This window comes from Dyella sp. 2YAF14 (genome assembly GCF_052114725.1).
In the GTDB taxonomy this organism is placed as follows: domain Bacteria; phylum Pseudomonadota; class Gammaproteobacteria; order Xanthomonadales; family Rhodanobacteraceae; genus Dyella.
Genome location: NZ_JBFRFH010000001.1, coordinates 217,425 through 233,742, shown reverse-complemented (window position 1 = coordinate 233,742; position 16,318 = coordinate 217,425). Strand labels below are relative to the sequence as shown.

The 16,318-nt window shown below is 63.1% G+C and carries 11 protein-coding genes; 8 read left to right on the top strand and 3 right to left on the bottom strand.

Translation table 11 applies throughout. The features are described from left to right. Positions 1 to 70 precede the first annotated feature (70 nt). The 3 genes from AB4Y82_RS01105 to AB4Y82_RS01095 all read left to right on the top strand — a co-directional run bounded on the left by AB4Y82_RS01105 (position 71) and on the right by AB4Y82_RS01095 (position 3,511). Positions 71 to 1,186: an OmpA family protein gene (locus tag AB4Y82_RS01105; protein WP_441603562.1), complete on the top strand. Its 1,116-nt coding sequence runs from the start codon at positions 71 to 73 to the stop codon at positions 1,184 to 1,186. A 349-nt stretch (positions 1,187 to 1,535) separates the two neighbouring features. After that, positions 1,536 to 2,633 carry an OmpA family protein gene (locus tag AB4Y82_RS01100; protein WP_441603561.1) on the top strand — a complete coding sequence of 366 codons (1,098 nt, stop codon included), beginning with the start codon at positions 1,536 to 1,538 and terminating at the stop codon, positions 2,631 to 2,633. A gap of 116 nt (positions 2,634 to 2,749) precedes the next feature. After that, positions 2,750 to 3,511, top strand: a complete 762-nt coding sequence (locus AB4Y82_RS01095) for a pseudouridine synthase (protein ID WP_441603560.1) — start codon at positions 2,750 to 2,752, stop codon at positions 3,509 to 3,511. 144 nt (positions 3,512 to 3,655) lie between these two features. Here AB4Y82_RS01095 and kbl read toward each other — a convergent pair whose 3' ends face one another. From kbl to tdh, 3 genes are all read right to left on the bottom strand, one after another. Continuing rightward, positions 3,656 to 4,849, bottom strand: a complete 1,194-nt coding sequence (gene kbl / locus AB4Y82_RS01090) for a glycine C-acetyltransferase (RefSeq protein ID WP_441603559.1) — start codon at positions 4,847 to 4,849, stop codon at positions 3,656 to 3,658. Between the two features lie 246 nt (positions 4,850 to 5,095). Then, on the bottom strand, positions 5,096 to 8,815 hold the full coding sequence (locus AB4Y82_RS01085) for a DUF748 domain-containing protein (RefSeq protein ID WP_441611074.1): 3,720 nt from the start codon (positions 8,813 to 8,815) through the stop codon (positions 5,096 to 5,098). Positions 8,816 to 8,981: 166 nt separating this feature from the next. Beyond that, on the bottom strand, positions 8,982 to 10,016 hold the full coding sequence (gene tdh / locus AB4Y82_RS01080) for an L-threonine 3-dehydrogenase (RefSeq protein WP_441603557.1): 1,035 nt from the start codon (positions 10,014 to 10,016) through the stop codon (positions 8,982 to 8,984). A 143-nt stretch (positions 10,017 to 10,159) separates the two neighbouring features. Between tdh and AB4Y82_RS01075 the strand changes: the two genes are divergently transcribed. The 5 genes from AB4Y82_RS01075 to hflX all read left to right on the top strand — a co-directional run bounded on the left by AB4Y82_RS01075 (position 10,160) and on the right by hflX (position 16,240). Beyond that, entirely contained in the window at positions 10,160 to 12,322 is a 2,163-nt protein-coding gene (locus AB4Y82_RS01075; RefSeq protein ID WP_441611073.1) for a S46 family peptidase, read from the top strand. 161 nt (positions 12,323 to 12,483) lie between these two features. Next, positions 12,484 to 13,236 (top strand): carbonic anhydrase family protein, encoded by a 753-nt coding sequence (locus tag AB4Y82_RS01070; RefSeq protein ID WP_441603555.1) that lies wholly within the window; start codon positions 12,484 to 12,486, stop codon positions 13,234 to 13,236. A gap of 151 nt (positions 13,237 to 13,387) precedes the next feature. Then, positions 13,388 to 14,335, top strand: coding sequence for a tRNA (adenosine(37)-N6)-dimethylallyltransferase MiaA (gene miaA / locus AB4Y82_RS01065; RefSeq protein WP_441603554.1), 948 nt, complete (start codon positions 13,388 to 13,390; stop codon positions 14,333 to 14,335). Between the two features lie 159 nt (positions 14,336 to 14,494). Next, positions 14,495 to 14,764: an RNA chaperone Hfq gene (gene hfq / locus AB4Y82_RS01060; protein WP_046970487.1), complete on the top strand. Its 270-nt coding sequence runs from the start codon at positions 14,495 to 14,497 to the stop codon at positions 14,762 to 14,764. 150 nt (positions 14,765 to 14,914) lie between these two features. Further along, the gene (gene hflX / locus AB4Y82_RS01055) at positions 14,915 to 16,240 is read left to right on the top strand and encodes a ribosome rescue GTPase HflX (protein WP_441603553.1); all 1,326 of its coding nucleotides are present in this window, start codon (positions 14,915 to 14,917) and stop codon (positions 16,238 to 16,240) included. The last annotated feature ends 78 nt before the right edge of the window (positions 16,241 to 16,318 follow it).

Below are 16,318 nucleotides of genomic sequence, written 5' to 3'. Positions count from 1 at the left end.
AATCGAGGCTTGATCGCTTTTCCCGTCTGGGGTGAACGGACGCGTACACCAATAAACGAGGAGACACCTGATGAAACGTAAGGGCTTGTACATCCTGATTGCCCTGGCCCTGGGCGGCGCAGGCGCCGCCCATGCACAGGACAACACCGGCACTGCGGCACCGGTCACCACCACCGAAACGTCCAGCTACGACGACCGCTGGTATATCGCGCCGACGGTGGGTGGCTACTACAACGACACCGACCGCAACACCAATAGCCGCCAGTTCTATTACGGCATTGGCTTTGGTCGCTATTTCGCGCCCAACTTCTCGCTGGATTTCTTCGGTGACCGCACCAAGCGCACCGTGGATACCGCTGCCGGCGGCGGTCGTTGGTCGAACAACACCTACGGCGTGGCAGCTCGCTACTACTTCCTCGACTGGAACGCATGGCGTCCGTACCTGTTGGGCGGCGTGATGGGCAGCCAGCACATCAGCGACTTCGAGCACGGCTGGTCGCCGGCGGCTGAAGTGGGTGTTGGTGTATCCAAGACCGTCACCGACAGCACCGACGTCCGCTTCGAAGGCGGCTACCGCTACGACTGGGACGACAAGACCCAGCCGGACAAGAGTGGTTACGGCGACTGGTTCCTGGGCTTCAGCATCGTGTCGCGCATCGGTGCGCCGCCGGCCCCGCCGGCTCCGCCGCCGCCGCCGCCGGCTCCGGACTGCTCCAAGCAGTTCCGCAACGGCGTAAATCTGTGCGACAACAAGTGCCCGGATCTGCCGGAAGGCACCATCGTTGGTCCGGATGGTTGCCCGCAGAAGGTCGTCATCGACCTGCGCGGCGTCAACTTCAAGTTCGATCGTCCGAAGAAGGGCGAGAAGGACATCAGCAAGGCGCTGGCTGAGCCGACGAAGGATTCGTTGGCCGTGCTCGACCAGGCTGTCGATACCTTGCAGCGTTATCCGCAGGTGCACGTCACCGTTGCCGGTTACACCGACAGCGTGGGTACGGCGGAGTACAACCAGGGTCTGTCGGAACGTCGTGCGAAGATCGTGTACGACTACCTGACCTCGCACGGTATCGATGCAAGTCGTTTGGAAGGTCCGATCGGTCACGGCAAGAACGATCCGATCGACACGAACGACACGGATGCTGGTCGCGCCCGCAATCGTCGTACGGAGTTGCAGGTTCAGCAGTAATCGAACCACTGCGTTAGATGTAGGAAAAGCCCGGCAAAAGCCGGGCTTTTCTTTTTTGCAATATGGCTTATCGAAGTAAGGCGTTGTTTTGCAGTGACAGGTTGTCGCAGTTGTTCAACAACATCGTCATCGACGCGTTCTTTGCCTGAACAGTGGCTCACCAACAGCGTCTTGCGAGCCGTGCGATGCTCTTAACGATTTTGCTACACTCCGCCGCGCTTGAAGTCTTGTGACATTTCCCCCGATCGGGACGCAAAGCACGGGACAGGAAACGTCCCGTAGTAGGAGACGCGCGTTTTCCGTCTGGGGTGGAACGGACGCGAATACCAATAATATGAGGAGACACCTGATGAATCGTAAGGGCCTGTATTTCCTGATTGCCCTGGCTCTGGGCGGCGTAGGTGCCGCTCACGCGCAAGACAGCACCACCACGTCGACGACGTCGAGCTACGACGGCCGTTGGTACATCGCCCCGACCGTGGGCGGCTACTACAACGATACCGATCGCAACACCAACAGCCGCCAGGTCTATTACGGTCTGGGCTTTGGTCGCTTCATTGCGCCGAACACCTCGATCGACGTGTTCTTCGACCGCACCAAGCGCACCATCGACGGCGGTTCGGATCGTTGGGCCAACAACAACGTCGGCGTTGCTGCTCGCTTCTACTACGGTGACTGGAACGCATGGCGTCCGTACGCTCTCGTGGGCGTGATGGGCAGCTACCACATGAACCCGGCTGACCACGCCTGGTCGCCGGCTGCTGAAGTGGGCGTCGGCCTCTCCAAGACGGTCACCGACAGCACCGACTTCCGCGTGGAAGGTGGTTACCGTTACGACTGGGATGACAAGTCCCAGCCGGAGAAGAACGGTTACGGCGACTGGTTCCTGGGCTTCAGCATCGTGTCGCGCTTCGGCGAGCCGGCTGCTGCTCCCGTGGCTGCCGCTCCGGTGGCTCCGGCCGCTCCGGACTGCTCCAAGCAGTTCCGCAACGGCGTGAACCTGTGCGACAACAAGTGCCCGGATCTGCCGGAAGGCACGATCGTTGGTCCGGACGGCTGCCCGCAGAAGGTCGTGATCGACCTGCGCGGCGTCAACTTCAAGTTCGACCGCCCGAAGAAGGGCGAGACGGACATCAAGAAGGCGCTGGCTGAGCCGACCACCGACTCGGTTGCCATCCTCGACCAGGCTGTCGACACCCTGCAGCGTTACCCGCAGGTCAAGGTCACGGTTGCCGGTTACACCGACTCGGTCGGCAAGGACCAGTACAACCAGGATCTGTCGGAGCGTCGCGCTGCGATCGTGTTCAAGTACCTGACGGCCCACGGCATCACGGCTGATCGTCTGGTTGGCCCGATCGGTCACGGCAAGAACGACCCGATCGACTCCAACGACACGGACAGCGGTCGCGCTCGCAACCGTCGCACCGAACTGCAGGTCCAGCAGTAATAGGATCTGTTACAAGCTGTACGGAGAAGCCCGGCGCAAGCCGGGCTTTTCTTTTGTGGACACGCAGGTATCGCCTACCATGCGTGGTGTCGTCATCTGTTTTGCGAGTTTCACTCATGCGTCCGCCTCGTCCCGCTTCACGCCCGTCCACACCATCGGCGCCTCGCCATGGTCTGGCGCGCGTGCTCAGCAAGCTGGGCGTGTGTTCGCGCAGCCAGGCAGAGAAGGCGATACGCGAAGGACGCGTCAGCGTCGACGGCAAGGTCGTGCTCGATCCGGAGCGTCCCGCCGATGCGGAGCGCCAACGCATCTTGTTGGACAACGAACCCATTGCCGCCAGTACGCGCGTCTATATCGCGATCAACAAGCCTCGCGGGATAGTCGTCAGTGCTGCCGATGAGCGCGGTCGCGACACCGTGTATGACTTGCTGAAGGATGCCGGCCTGCCATGGCTGGGACCGGTGGGGCGACTGGACAAGGCCAGCGAAGGCCTGCTCTTGCTGACCAACGACAGCGTCTGGGCGGCGCGCTTGACCGAACCGAGGCATCACGTCGACAAGACCTATCACGTGCAGGTCAACGATATTCCCGATCAGGCTCTACTGGATCAGTTGGTCGCCGGTGTGGTGGAAGAGGGCGAACGCCTTGCTGCACGTCGCGCGATCTTGCTGCGACATGGCGAAAAGAATGCGTGGCTGGAAATCGTGCTCGATGAGGGACGCAACCGCCATATCCGGCGATTGCTGGCAGCGCATGGGATCGATGTGCTGAGGCTGATCCGCGTGGCGATTGGTTCGATGCCGCTTGGCGAATTGCCGAAGGGGCAGTGGCGGCATCTGACCGCAGAAGAAGTGCGATCTCTAGGCGGCGCCGGATAACCTGTTTCTCCCTTGTAGGAGCGCACTTGTGCGCGACCAGCCTCTCACGCAAGGGATGTGGTCGGCGGTCGCGCACAAGTGCGCTCCTACAGAAAGCCAGAGACCGCGCCTCTCCCATCGGGAAAGGCGCAGCTCCAATCCGCTTTAAATCACGCCCAGCTTCTTACCCACCTTCGTAAACGCCGCAATCGCCTGATCCAGCTGCTCACGCGTATGCGCCGCACTCATCTGCGTGCGGATGCGCGCCTGGCCCTGCGGCACCACGGGGTAGAAGAAGCCCGTGACATAGATGCCTTCATCAAGCAGCTCGGTCGCCATGGCCTGGGCTTTCTTGGCGTCGTAGATCATCACCGGCACGATGGGATGCACGCCGGGCTTGATGTCGAAGCCTGCCTTGGTCATCGCTTCGCGGAAGTAGCGGGTGTTCTCCTTGACCTTGTCACGCAGATCGCCTGCAGCGGCCAGCATCTCGAACACCTTGGTGCCGGCGGCCACCACGTGCGGCGGCAGCGAGTTGGAGAACAGGTAAGGGCGCGAGCGCTGGCGCAACATCTCGATTACTTCGCGCGGGCCGGTGGTGAAACCGCCCAGCGCACCACCGAGTGCCTTGCCCAGCGTGCCGGTGATGATGTCGATCTTGTCGAGCACGCCGTTGACCTCGGCCGAGCCGCGGCCGGTGTCGCCGAGGAAGCCGGTGCAATGGCATTCGTCGATATGCACCAGGGCGTTGTACTTCTTGGCCAGCGCAGTGATCTGATCCAGCGGCGCGATAAAGCCGTCCATCGAGAATGCACCGTCGGTCGTGATCAGCTTGGTACGCGCGCCTGCAGCATCGGCAGCCTGCAGCTGCTTTTCCAGATCGGCCATGTCGCAATTGCTGTAGCGGAAGCGCTTGGCCTTGCACAAACGAATGCCATCGATGATGGAGGCGTGATTGAGCGCGTCGGAGATGACGGCATCTTCTTCGCCCAACAGCGGCTCAAACAGACCGCCGTTCGCGTCGAAGCAGGCGGCGTAGAGAATCGTGTCCTCCTTGCCGAAGAACTCCGAGATCTTCTTTTCCAGTTCCTTGTGCAGATCCTGCGTGCCGCAGATGAAACGCACCGACGCCATGCCGAAGCCATGCGTGTCGAGCGCGTCCTTCGCTGCCTGGATCACCTCGGGATGATCGGCGAGTCCCAGGTAGTTGTTGGCGCAGAAGTTCAGCACTTCCTTGCCGCTGTCGAGGCGGATCTTCGCCGACTGCGGCGAGACGATGATGCGCTCGGCCTTGAACAGGCCCTGCTCACGGATCGATTCGAGTTCGCTGGCGTAGCGAGACTGGCCGGGGTAGCTCATGGGGATAGTTCCGCTGGGGCAAAAGGCTATTTTGAGCCTTTAAGAGCGGACTGGGAAGGCGAGCTTTTTGCTCCCTCTCCCCTGCGGGGAGAGGGTTGGGGTGAGGGGCGGGTGCTCGCGACAGCGTTTCTTCTTTAGCCTGGGTGGCTCTTCAGAGCCCCGAGTTCGCATCCATCAAAGCATGAGGCTAGGCCGGCCCCTCACCCCAGCCCTCTCCCCGCAGGGGAGAGGGAGCAAAGAAGCCCCTCACCCCTGGTGCAACCCAAACTCCACCCGCGTCGTCTTGCCCTTGTCGTCAATGTCTTTGGTATCCAGCTTCGGATCCTTGATCGCAACGCGCTTGTCGTCGATCTTGCCCTTCAGCCACGCCTGCACCGCGGTGGCACGACGCTGCGCCAGGTCGCGCATGGCGGCATCGTCGACGGAGATGTTGGTTTCCATCAGGCTGCGCATCTCGTCCGGTTCCAGCGATTTCTTCAGGCCGATGATGTTCTTGGGCTTGCCCTTGAAGTCATCGTCCTTATAGGCGCGCTTGAGGTACTTTTCGTACTCGTCGGGCGTCACGTTGACCGAGGCGAGTGCGGCATCCGACGTATCGGCATTCTTGCCGTCCTGGTCGAGCGCCTTCGCGCGGCGAACCATGTTGTCCACGGTCACCTTGCGCAGGCCGTCCTGATCCTTGGACGGATCGATACGGCCGATGATGTCCAGGTTCAAGGTGTTCTTCTGGTTGAGCATGGCCACGACCTTGCCCAGGCGATCCTGCGCATTCTTGTCGAGCACGGCCGAGCCCGCATCGAACTCCACGTAACCCAGATCCTCATGGCTGCCGCCACCGAAGGCTGCACCGAGCAGGCGGAACGGCGCGGTGGCGGCCTTCGCGATCAGGTTGCCGATGGCGCGCCAGATCAAGCCACCCATGCTGAACTGCGGATCGTCGAGCGAACCCGATACCGGCACGTCCACGTCGATATTGCCCTGCGTGTCCTTGAGCAAGGCCACGGCCAGTTTGACCGGCATGTGCTTGATGCCCGGGCTTTCATCGCGATCGCCGAAAGTCAGCTGGGTGATGAAGATATGGTTGTCGGCGTTGAGCTTGCGCTGGTCCAGCGTGTAATGGACGTCCATCGTCAGCTTGCCGGCCGTGATGGGATAGCCGGTGTACTTGGTGGAATAGGCGCTGAGCCCGGTCAGCTCGACTTCGTTGGCCTTGCCCTTGATGTCGAGGAAGGCCACCGGCTGCAGCGGATTGATGGTGCCGTCGATATCCACCGGCGAGTTGTCGTTGAGCGCCGCCTGCACCGACAGCTCCGCCGGCGGATCGCCAGGCGTGGTCGCAATCGTGCCGATCTTGCCAGTGACCTTGGTCAGGTTGGCCGTGTAGTTGGGCTTGATGAAGTTGTCGGTGTAGTTGAGCTGGCCGTTGACCAGGGTGATGCCACCGATACGCACATCCGCAGCCGGTGTCGCCGGTGCGTTGGTGGCAGGGACGACCGCCGTAGTGGTGGTGCCCTTGGTGGTCTTGGACGGCGCAGCGGCGGTCGCAGCGGCAGGCGCTGGTGCCGTTGCCGCTGGTGCCGGGGTGGGCGGCACCGCTGCACCGGAAGGCTGCTCGTTGGCGGCACGCGTGACGGACACCGGTGCCACCTCGGGATTGGCCACCACTTCGGAGAGGTTCAAGGTGCCGTTGGGATTGACGATCACGCGCGCGTAGAACGAACTGAGCACCAGTCCGGCCACATGCATGCGCGGCGCGCCCGAGCCATAGGCGACATCCAGGTTCGAGCCACTGAGCGTGCGCCAGCGCAGGAAATCATCGCCGGTAAGTTTGTCCTGGATGCGCACCTGTTCCAGCGCCGCATTGCCCTTATAGGTGAACTTCGGTTCCGCACTGCGCCCGTCGTAATGCAGCTTGCCGTTGCTGGTGACGCGCGCGCTGGAAATGACCACGTTCAACGGCACGCTGATATACGGCTGGAAATTGGTGATATCCAGTCGCTTGGTATCGATCTGCAGGTCGGCCATCGTAGGCAGCGGTTGCAGCTTGCCGTTGGCGGTGAAGCTGCCCTTGGCCACCGTGCCCGACAATTTCATATCGCGCGGTTCGTTGAGCTTGTCGCTCAGGTTGTCCATCGAGCCGCTGACCGAATCGATCTTGATCTTCACCGGCTTGTCGCCGGCCGCCATGTCGGTGAACGCAACCGCGGCATTGTCGAAGGTGAGGTGAGCCACGCTCCAGTGCCACGGCGGACCGCTGGCGGCTACGGGCTTCTTCGGCGCGTCCTTGGCAGCGAACAGATCGACCAGGCTGATGTACTTCTTGCTGTCGCGCTGCACGTCCAGGCTGAGGCCGGTGGCTTTGACGGTTCCCAGCTGCGCCTGTTGCGTGACCAGGTCGACCTGGGTGATCTCCGCTTCCATCGTGTTCCAGGACACGGGCGAACCATGTCCCTTGAACTGCGGCTCCATCGCAAAGTCGGTCACCGTGGCGTGCGCATCGGCGAGGTGGACGTTGAACGGTGTGCCCCAATCCACTTGCAGCTGACCGGTGGCATCGAGCTTGCCCTTGGTCAGGCGTGCATTGATACCTTGATAGGTGGCTGCCTGCAGCGGCGCCATGTCGACCTGCTTGAGCGTCAGCGCAGCGACCAGCTTGTTCTTGGCCAGATCCACCGTGCCCTTCATACCGAGGTCGCCGCCGAAGAACTGCGCCGTCACATCAAGCTTTGCCACAGGGGCTGCCTGCAGACTCAGGCCCTGCATATTGCCGCGCAGATTGCCCAGGTCGATCTTGCTGCCGGCAGCATCCGTGTAATGGATGGCGCTGTTGGCGAGCGTCATCGAGGCAATGCGCAGATCGGTGGGTGCGGCCTTCTTGTCTGCATCCGCTTTGGCGGGGGCCGCCGTGAGCGCGTCGAAATTGCTGTGGCCGCCGGCGGCAGCGGTGTAAAAGAGCTGCGCACGGTCCAGCACGAGTGCGCCCAGCACATAACGCGACGTCAGCGGCTGCACGTCGCTGAGCTCGGCCGTGCCTTTGCCCAGGCTCAGGATCGACTGGCCGTTGCTGCTGTTGAGCACGAAGTCGTCGATCTGCAGTTTGCCGGTGAGCTGGAGCTGCGGCGTCGGTTTGGCCTGCACGAAATGCAGCACCAGATCGCCACTGAGCAGTCCCTTGGGTATCGCCACCGGCAGGGTGGTGGGCGCATAGCCGATGTAGCGCGCCAGATCGAGGCGATCCAGGCGGAAATTGATGGTGGAATCGCGACTGTCGGCAAACGGCTTGGTGTGGCCTTCGACGCGCAGCGGGCTGCCATCCACGCTCATCGACAACAGCGGCTGCACGAATACATCGGTATCGCTGGGCAGGTTGGCGATGAAGGGAATGCCCAGCTCCAGCTTTTCCACGTGATGGTTGGCTTTCATCGCCTCATCGGCGAACTGGATATCGCCGTTGTGCACGCTGATGTTGGAAAGCGCAAAGCGCGCCGGTGCCGCCTTCGGGTCGGACGGCGTGGCGTTGAAGCGATCGATGATGTCGCTGAAATTGAAGCGCTGGTCGCCGGTGCGCACGATGCGGACGCGCGGATGCTGCACGACCAGTTCATCCAGCACGGGCGCCATGCGGAACAGCGAGGCCCATGACACATTGATCACGGCCTGGTCCACATCGACGAAGGCCGACTTGCCATCGCTGTCGGCGATATGCAGCTGATCCAGCTGCAGCCGCAACGTATACGGATTGAGATGCGCGGCACCCAGCGTGACGGGGCGTTGCAGTGCGGCGCTGGCGCGCTTTTCGATCTGACTTCGAATGATCGATGGCGCCGCAAGAAAGCCGAGGATGCCGAAGACAATCACCACGATCGCAACGATCAAGGCGATCTTGCGTGTGCGATGCGATTGGTAGACGGCGATGGCGCGGTCGCGTCCCGCGGCCAGATGACGATTGCTGAACAGATCAGCCATGCGGACGATGCTCCCGTGCCATCGCGCGCCGACCGTATCCAGCCCTTGGGCCGGATACCTTCACAATCCCAGCGATTAGTCGGCCGCCTTGGTCGAAGTGTACTAGGGCGGCCGACCTTTCAGGTTGGATTTCCCGCAGGAAATTCCGAGGTGTGACAGGGTTCGCTCAGCTCCAGGAGCAGACGACCTTGCCGCACTTGCCCGCATCCATCAGATCGAAGCCCTTCTGGAAATCGTCGATGTGAATCTGGTGCGTGAGAACTTTCTGAAGCGGGAAGCCGGTGAGCACCATCTGGGTCATCTTGTACCAGGTCTCGTACATGCGACGGCCGTAGATGCCCTGCATGGTGAGGCCCTTGAAGATCACCTTGTCCCAGTCGATGCCGGCGCCCTTGGGCAGGATGCCGAGCAGCGCGATCTTGCCGCCGTGGTACATGCAATCGAGCATGTCGTTGAAGGCGCGCGGGTTGCCGCTCATTTCCAGGCCCACGTCGAAGCCTTCCATGTGCAGGTCCTTCATCACGTCCTTCAGCGACTGGTTGGCCACGTTCACCACACGCGTGGCGCCCATGTCCGCCGCCAGCTTCAGGCGGTAGTCGTTGACGTCGGTGACAACCACGTTACGGGCGCCCACATGCTTGGCGATGCCCGCGGCGATGATGCCGATCGGGCCGGCGCCGGTGATCAGCACGTCTTCGCCGATCAGGTCGAACTCCAGCGCGCAATGTGCAGCGTTGCCATACGGGTCGAAGAAGGCGGCCAGCTCCGACGGGATCTGGTCCGGGATCGGCCACAGGTTCGAGGCCGGCATGGTCATGTATTCGGCAAACGCGCCATTGCGGTTCACGCCGATGCCCACGGTGTTCGGGCACAGGTGCTGGCGGCCGGCGCGGCAGTTGCGGCAGTGGCCGCAGACGATGTGGCCTTCGGCGGAGACACGGTCGCCGATCTTGTAGCCGGTCACGCCCGGGCCGATCTCCACGATGCGGCCGACGAACTCATGGCCGATGGTGAGGCCGGGCTTGATCGTGCGCTGGGACCACTCGTCCCACTTATAGATGTGCAGGTCGGTGCCGCAGATCGCGGTCTTTTCCAGCTTGATCAGCACCTCGTTGGGGCCGACCTCGGGAACAGGCACTTCTTCCATCCAGATGCCCTGTTCGGGTTTGCGCTTGACCAGGGCTTTCATCATCTGAGGCATGGTATTTCCGTGGGGGAAGGGCGGGAAAACGGACATTATAGAAGCCTGGGCAGGGCGCCGCCTTCGTGCAGTGCAGCGTTGCCCCCGGGACGGCCAGGGATTATGGTCGCAATTTTTTGCGACAACCCGGGTCGGGAACAGGCATGAAACGACGGATATTCACGCTGCTGGCGGCAACATGGGGCTTGATGATGGCCATTCCTAGCCACGCTGACGAAGGCATGTGGATGCCCTCGCAGCTGCCCTCCATCGGCAAGCAGCTGCATGCGGCGGGCTTCCAGGGCAATCCGGCCGACCTGGCTGACCTGACCAAGGCGCCGCTGAGCGCGGTGGTGAAGGTGGGCGGGGCCACGGGTTCGTTCATCAGCGACGACGGCCTGGTGCTGACCAACCACCACGTCGCATTCGGCGTGATCCAGTACAACAGCAACGCGCAGCGCGATCTGATCCAGAACGGTTTCGTCTCGCACGAGCGCACGGAAGAGCTGCTCGCCAACCCTGATTTCCGCCTGCGCGTGACCACCGGTTTCGACAAGGTCAGCGAGCAGGTGCTGGCGGCCGCCAGGGGCAAGACGGGGCGGGCCTATTTCGATGCGATCGACGCCATCAGCAAGACCCTGGTGGCCGATTGCGAGCGCGAAGCCGGCGTGCGTTGCAGCGTGGTCAACATGTTCTATGGCCGCGACTTCTACCTGGTCAAACAACTTGAACTGCGCGACCTGCGCCTGGTCTACGCGCCGCCGCGCGCCATCGGCAACTACGGCGACGAAGTGGACAACTTCGTGTGGCCGCGCCACGCGGGCGACTTCACCTTGTTGCGCGCTTACGTCGGCCCCGACGGCAAGCCGGCTGATTACGCCAAGGACAACGTTCCCTATCACCCGCCTGCGCACTTGCAGGTGGCACGCGATGGCGTGCGCGATGGGGATTTCGTGATGCTGGCGGGTTATCCCGGTACGACGTATCGCCATCGCACGGCGGCGGAGTTTGCCGATCAGGTGCAGTGGCGCTTGCCGACCACGGTGGCGGTGATGCAGCAGCTGCAGCATGTGATTGAAGACGCCGGACGCGATGATCGGCCTGCAGCCATCCGCTATGCCTCGCAACTGCAGTCGTTGAAGAACAACATCAAGCGCTATGAGGGCGAGTTGGATGGCCTCAAGCGCAGTGATGCGGTGACGATCCGCCGCACGGATGAGGACGCGATGATGGCGTGGCTGGCAGCAGAGCCGCAGGCTGGCACGCTGCGTCCGCAGATCGACGAGGTCAATCGCCTGATTGCCGCCGGCAATGCGATGCGCGAACGCGATCTGCTGTTGGGCATGATGCAGGCGCAAACGCAGTTGTTGCGTTCGGCCATCATGCTGCAGCGACTCGCCATTGAGCGCGGCCAGGCGGATGCCCAGCGCGAGGCGGGCTATCAACAGCGCGATGAAGAACTGATCGCCGGCACGCTGCGCCAGGTTCAGCGCCGCTACGATCCGGCGGTCGAGAAACATTTGTTGCGGGCCTTGCTCACGCGCTATCAGGCCTTGCCCGATGCGCAACGCCTGCCTGAATTCGACGCTGCGTTCGGGCGTACGCCTGAAACTTTGTCGCACAAGCTCGAGCAGGTTTACGGCGCCACGCAGCTGGGTGACGAAGCGAAACGGCTGGCGTGGCTCAAGGCAGAGCCTGCGGCGGTGAGCAAGTCCGATGATGCACTGCTCGCGCTGGCTGCCCAGCTGCAACCTGCGCTGCTGCGCGTGGAAGGCGAGCGCAAGTCGCGCGAAGGCGACTTGCTGCGCCTTCGTCCGGCGTATATGGATGCGCTGATTGCCTATCGCGAAAAGCAGGGGCGCGCTGTCTATCCCGATGCCAACAGCACGCTGCGCGTGAGTTACGGCAAGGTCACACCGTTGAAGGCGCGCGATGCCGTGTCCTACGAACCGCAGACGACGACTGCCGGCATCGTGGAGAAGAACACCGGCGCGGAACCGTTCGATGCACCCAAGCCCTTGCTCGACGCCATCGCCAAGGGCGACTACGAGGGCTATGCGGATGCGAAGACCAAGGCCATGCCGGTCGACTTCCTGAGCAATCTGGATACCACCGGCGGCAACTCGGGTTCGCCCGTATTGAACGCCAAGGGCGAGCTGGTAGGCCTCAATTTCGACAGCAACTGGGAGGCGGTGAGTGCGAGCTGGATGTTCGATCCGCGTTACAAGCGCGCCATCCATGTTGATCTGCGATATATGCGTTGGCTGATGGACAAGGTCTATCCGGCCCCGCAGTTGCTGAATGAGATGGGTGTGCCGAGGCGCTGATTCCCCCACTGTGGGAGCGCACCCTGTGCGCGAGGGCCTCACCCTGTCGCGGCGCTAGTCGCGCACAGGGTGCGCTCCCACAGACAGCCGACGAACTGAGGTTCACACCGGTTTCATCCCCCCAGGCGTGCAGTAGTTCCTTCCATTAGGGAGGGGACGTTATGCAGCATGACGACGCTTGTTGCGCCGGCGCGACGGATCCCGCGCGCCGTTCGCTGTTGAAATCTGCCATCGGTGCCGCCGCGTTTGCCGCGGTGGGCGGCGTTTCCTGGCTCATGCCTGGACTTGCACAGGCCGCCGCGTTGACCAAGGAGCAACGCGATGCGATGACGCCAGACCAGGTCATCGCCATGCTCAAGGAAGGCAACGAGCGATTCTGTGCCGGCAAGATGCAGGGACACGACTATCTGGCACAGAAGCGTGCCAGCGCCGGCGGGCAATACCCGGCAGCGGTGATCCTCAGCTGCATCGACTCGCGCGCGCCGGCCGAAATCATCCTGGATGCAGGGATCGGCGACACCTTCAATGGGCGCGTCGCCGGCAACGTCGCCAACGACGATCTCTTAGGAAGCATGGAGTTTGCCTGCGCGCTTGCCGGCGCCAAGCTTGTGCTGGTGATGGGGCACACGGCCTGCGGTGCGATCAAGGGCGCCATCGACAACGCCAAGCTCGGCAACCTCACCGGCCTTCTCGACAAGATCAAGCCAGCCGTCGAAGCCACCAAGTTCAGTGGCGAACGCACCAGCAAGAACGATGCTTTCGTTGATGCCGTGGCCGCGACCAATGTGCGTCAGACGGTGGCGGAGATCCGCCGTCGCAGCGATGTGCTGGCCGGCCTGGAGAAGGACGGCAAGATCAAGATCGTCGGCTCGATGTATCACCTCGTTGGCGGCAAGGTGGAGTTCTACACCTAGACTCATGCCGCCGTTTGTAGGAGCGCACTTGTGCGCGACCGAGGCATCGACAGGGCGCTGCGGTCGCGCACAAGTGCGCTCCTACAATGAAACGGCGCTCGTGGTGAGACAGGGTTCGTCGTGATGCCGGCTTCATCGGTAGAATGCGCCGATGCCGATCGATCAGCGCCCACTCGCCGTATTCCTGATGGGCCCGACCGCGTCGGGCAAGACCGCGCTTGCATGCGCCTTGAGCGATCAGTTCCCGCTCGACCTGGTAAGCGTCGATTCCGCCCTGGTCTATCGTGGCCTCAATATCGGCGCGGCCAAACCGGATGCGCCGACGCTCGCGCGCTACCCGCATCGACTGATCGATATCCGCGATCCGGCCGAGCCTTACTCGGCCGCGGATTTCCGCGGTGACGCCGTAGCCGCCATGCAGGACATCACGGCGCAGGGCAGGGTGCCACTGCTCGTTGGCGGCACGGGGCTTTATTTCCGCGCGCTGCAACAAGGCCTTTCGCAGCTGCCCGAAGCCGATCCGGCGGTGCGTGAGCGCCTCACTGCGCAGGCGGCGGATGATGGATGGCCTGCGCTGCATGCGCGTCTGCAACAACTCGATCCCTCTGCCGCCGAACGCATCGGGCCCAACGACGCGCAGCGTATCCAGCGCGCGCTGGAAGTGATCGAGCTCACCGGTCGCCCGTTGTCAGAGCAGCAGCGCGGCGGCAGCGGCGAGCGTTTCCCCTGGCGCGTGCTCAAGCTGGCGCTGGTGCCGCAGGACCGTGCGCCCTTGCACGAACGGATCGCACAACGTTTCGACACGATGTTGCGCGATGGATTTCTCGACGAAGTTCGCGCCCTGCGCGCCCGCGGCGACCTGCATGCCGATCTCCCGGCCATACGCGCCGTAGGCTACCGACAGGCCTGGGATTATCTGGACGGCCAAACCAGCGAGGCAGAATTTCGCGACCGCGGCGTGTTCGCGACACGTCAGTTGGCCAAACGGCAGATCACCTGGCTGCGCAGCGTGCTCGACGCACGGATGCTTGATCCGGAGGGTTCTGCGACGTGGAATCTTGCCGAGGATGCCCTGCGTTTGTATCTCGGCGAACAATAGTGTGCCGCTCAGTTCTCTAAACACCATTTTCACACCTGACGAAAGCTGCATTCGCCCTTTCATCAACGATTTAAAAGTGGTTAATATTCCTCCGCCTTGGACCGGGGCGCGTCACGCGTCTTTTATCCCGGTCCGTCCGTTGCGAGGGGAGAACAAGAAATGTCCAAAGGGCAATCATTGCAAGATCCGTTTCTTAATGCGCTGCGCCGTGAACGCGTTCCGGTCGCTATTTACCTGGTCAATGGCATCAAGCTGCAGGGCACGATCGAGTCGTTCGATCAGTTCGTGGTGCTGCTGCGCAACCAGGTAAGCCAGATGGTCTACAAGCACGCCATCTCCACCGTAGTACCCAGCCGCAATGTGCGCATGGGCAATGGCCACGACGGTCCGGGCGATGCGCCGGGCGGTGCCGCCGAAGCGGAAGCTTGATTACGACGGGTGGTCGACCCATCTGAGTAGGGTAGGCGTCGCGGCATTATCGGCCGGCGGCGTATCCACATACACTTCCCACTCCGATCCGTGCCGTGGACCGTCTTAAGGTCCGCGGCATCGCGTCTTCATAAAGGTCTTCCCGCCCTCGTGTTTGATCGTCAAAAGAAAGGCGAACGCGCCGTCCTCGTGCTCCCGCATTCCCGTGGAGAGGGCGATACGGCGCGGCGCGCCGAAGAATTCGCCGAGCTCGTGCGCTCGGCAGGCGCCGAGATCCTCGGCAGCATCCCCGCACGCGTCGTCGAGCCCAACCCGCGCTATTACATCGGCACCGGCAAGGCCGACGAGGTGGCTGAGGCCGCCCGGGCGCTCGAAGCCGACCTGGTCCTGGTCGATCACCTGCTCACCCCGGTGCAGGAGCGCAACCTCGAAAAGCTGCTCAATGTGCGTGTGGTGGACCGTGCCGGCCTGATCCTGGACATCTTTGCCCAGCGCGCCCGTTCGCACGAAGGCAAGCTCGAAGTGGAGCTGGCCCAGCTCAAGCATCTTGCGACGCGACTGGTGCGCGGCTGGACTCACCTTGACGCCCAGCGCGGCGGTGCCATCGGCAACCGCGGCCCGGGCGAAACCCAGCTGGAAACCGACCGCCGCCTGCTCGCCGAGCGGGTGAAGATGCTCACCAAGCGTCTGGAAAAGGTGCAGACCCAGCGCGTCCAGCAGCGCCGCGCGCGCCTGCGCAACACCGTGCCGAGGGTCGCCCTGGTGGGCTATACCAATGCCGGCAAATCGACCCTGTTCAACGTGTTGACCGAAGGCGAAGTGTTCGCCGCCGACCTGCTGTTCGCCACGCTGGACCCGACCGTGCGCAAGCTCGACGGGCTGTCCTGCGGGCCGGCGGTGCTGGCCGACACGGTGGGCTTTATCCGCGAGCTGCCGCATGACCTGGTCGCCGCCTTCCGCGGCACCCTGGCCGAGGCGCGCGATGCCGATCTGCTACTGCATGTGAGCGACGCGGCCGACGAGGAGCGCGAGCGCCTCGCCCGCGTGGTCGACAACGTGCTCGAGGAAATCGACGCCGGCGACCTGCCGCAGCTGCGGGTGATGAACAAGATCGACCTGGCGGGCACCGAGCCGCGAATCGACCGCGACGCCGAAGGTCGCCCCACCACCGTGTGGCTGTCGGCCGCCAGCGGGCAGGGCCTGGACCTGCTTCGGCAGGCCCTGGGCGAGCTGCTGGGCGGCGAGCGCGTGCAGTCCGAACTGCGCCTGCCGCATACCGCCGGCCGCCTGCATGCCCGACTCAAGGCCGCCGGCGCCATCGTGGGCGAAGAGGTGGACGAGGATGGCTGGCGCTTGAACATCGATGCGCCGCGCAGCGTGATTGCGCCCTTGAGCGGCGGTAGCGCCAGCGAGGCAGCCTTGCTCCAGCCCATCCTTGGCACGGCCGAAGAGGCCTTGCAGGACGGCACCCTCTAACCAGCGAACCCCCTGTGGGAGCGCACCCTGTGCGCGACAGGCGCCCGAGCGCCCGGCGAACACCGGTTGTCGGGGTGG

Coding starts and splice junctions, on each gene's coding strand:
- AB4Y82_RS01105 (WP_441603562.1), top strand. CDS start 71: ATGAAACGTAAGGGCTTGTACATCCTGATTGCCCTGGCCCTGGGCGGC.
- AB4Y82_RS01100 (WP_441603561.1), top strand. CDS start 1,536: ATGAATCGTAAGGGCCTGTATTTCCTGATTGCCCTGGCTCTGGGCGGC.
- AB4Y82_RS01095 (WP_441603560.1), top strand. CDS start 2,750: ATGCGTCCGCCTCGTCCCGCTTCACGCCCGTCCACACCATCGGCGCCT.
- kbl (WP_441603559.1), bottom strand. CDS start 4,849: ATGAGCTACCCCGGCCAGTCTCGCTACGCCAGCGAACTCGAATCGATC.
- AB4Y82_RS01085 (WP_441611074.1), bottom strand. CDS start 8,815: ATGGCTGATCTGTTCAGCAATCGTCATCTGGCCGCGGGACGCGACCGC.
- tdh (WP_441603557.1), bottom strand. CDS start 10,016: ATGCCTCAGATGATGAAAGCCCTGGTCAAGCGCAAACCCGAACAGGGC.
- AB4Y82_RS01075 (WP_441611073.1), top strand. CDS start 10,160: ATGAAACGACGGATATTCACGCTGCTGGCGGCAACATGGGGCTTGATG.
- AB4Y82_RS01070 (WP_441603555.1), top strand. CDS start 12,484: ATGCAGCATGACGACGCTTGTTGCGCCGGCGCGACGGATCCCGCGCGC.
- miaA (WP_441603554.1), top strand. CDS start 13,388: ATGCCGATCGATCAGCGCCCACTCGCCGTATTCCTGATGGGCCCGACC.
- hfq (WP_046970487.1), top strand. CDS start 14,495: ATGTCCAAAGGGCAATCATTGCAAGATCCGTTTCTTAATGCGCTGCGC.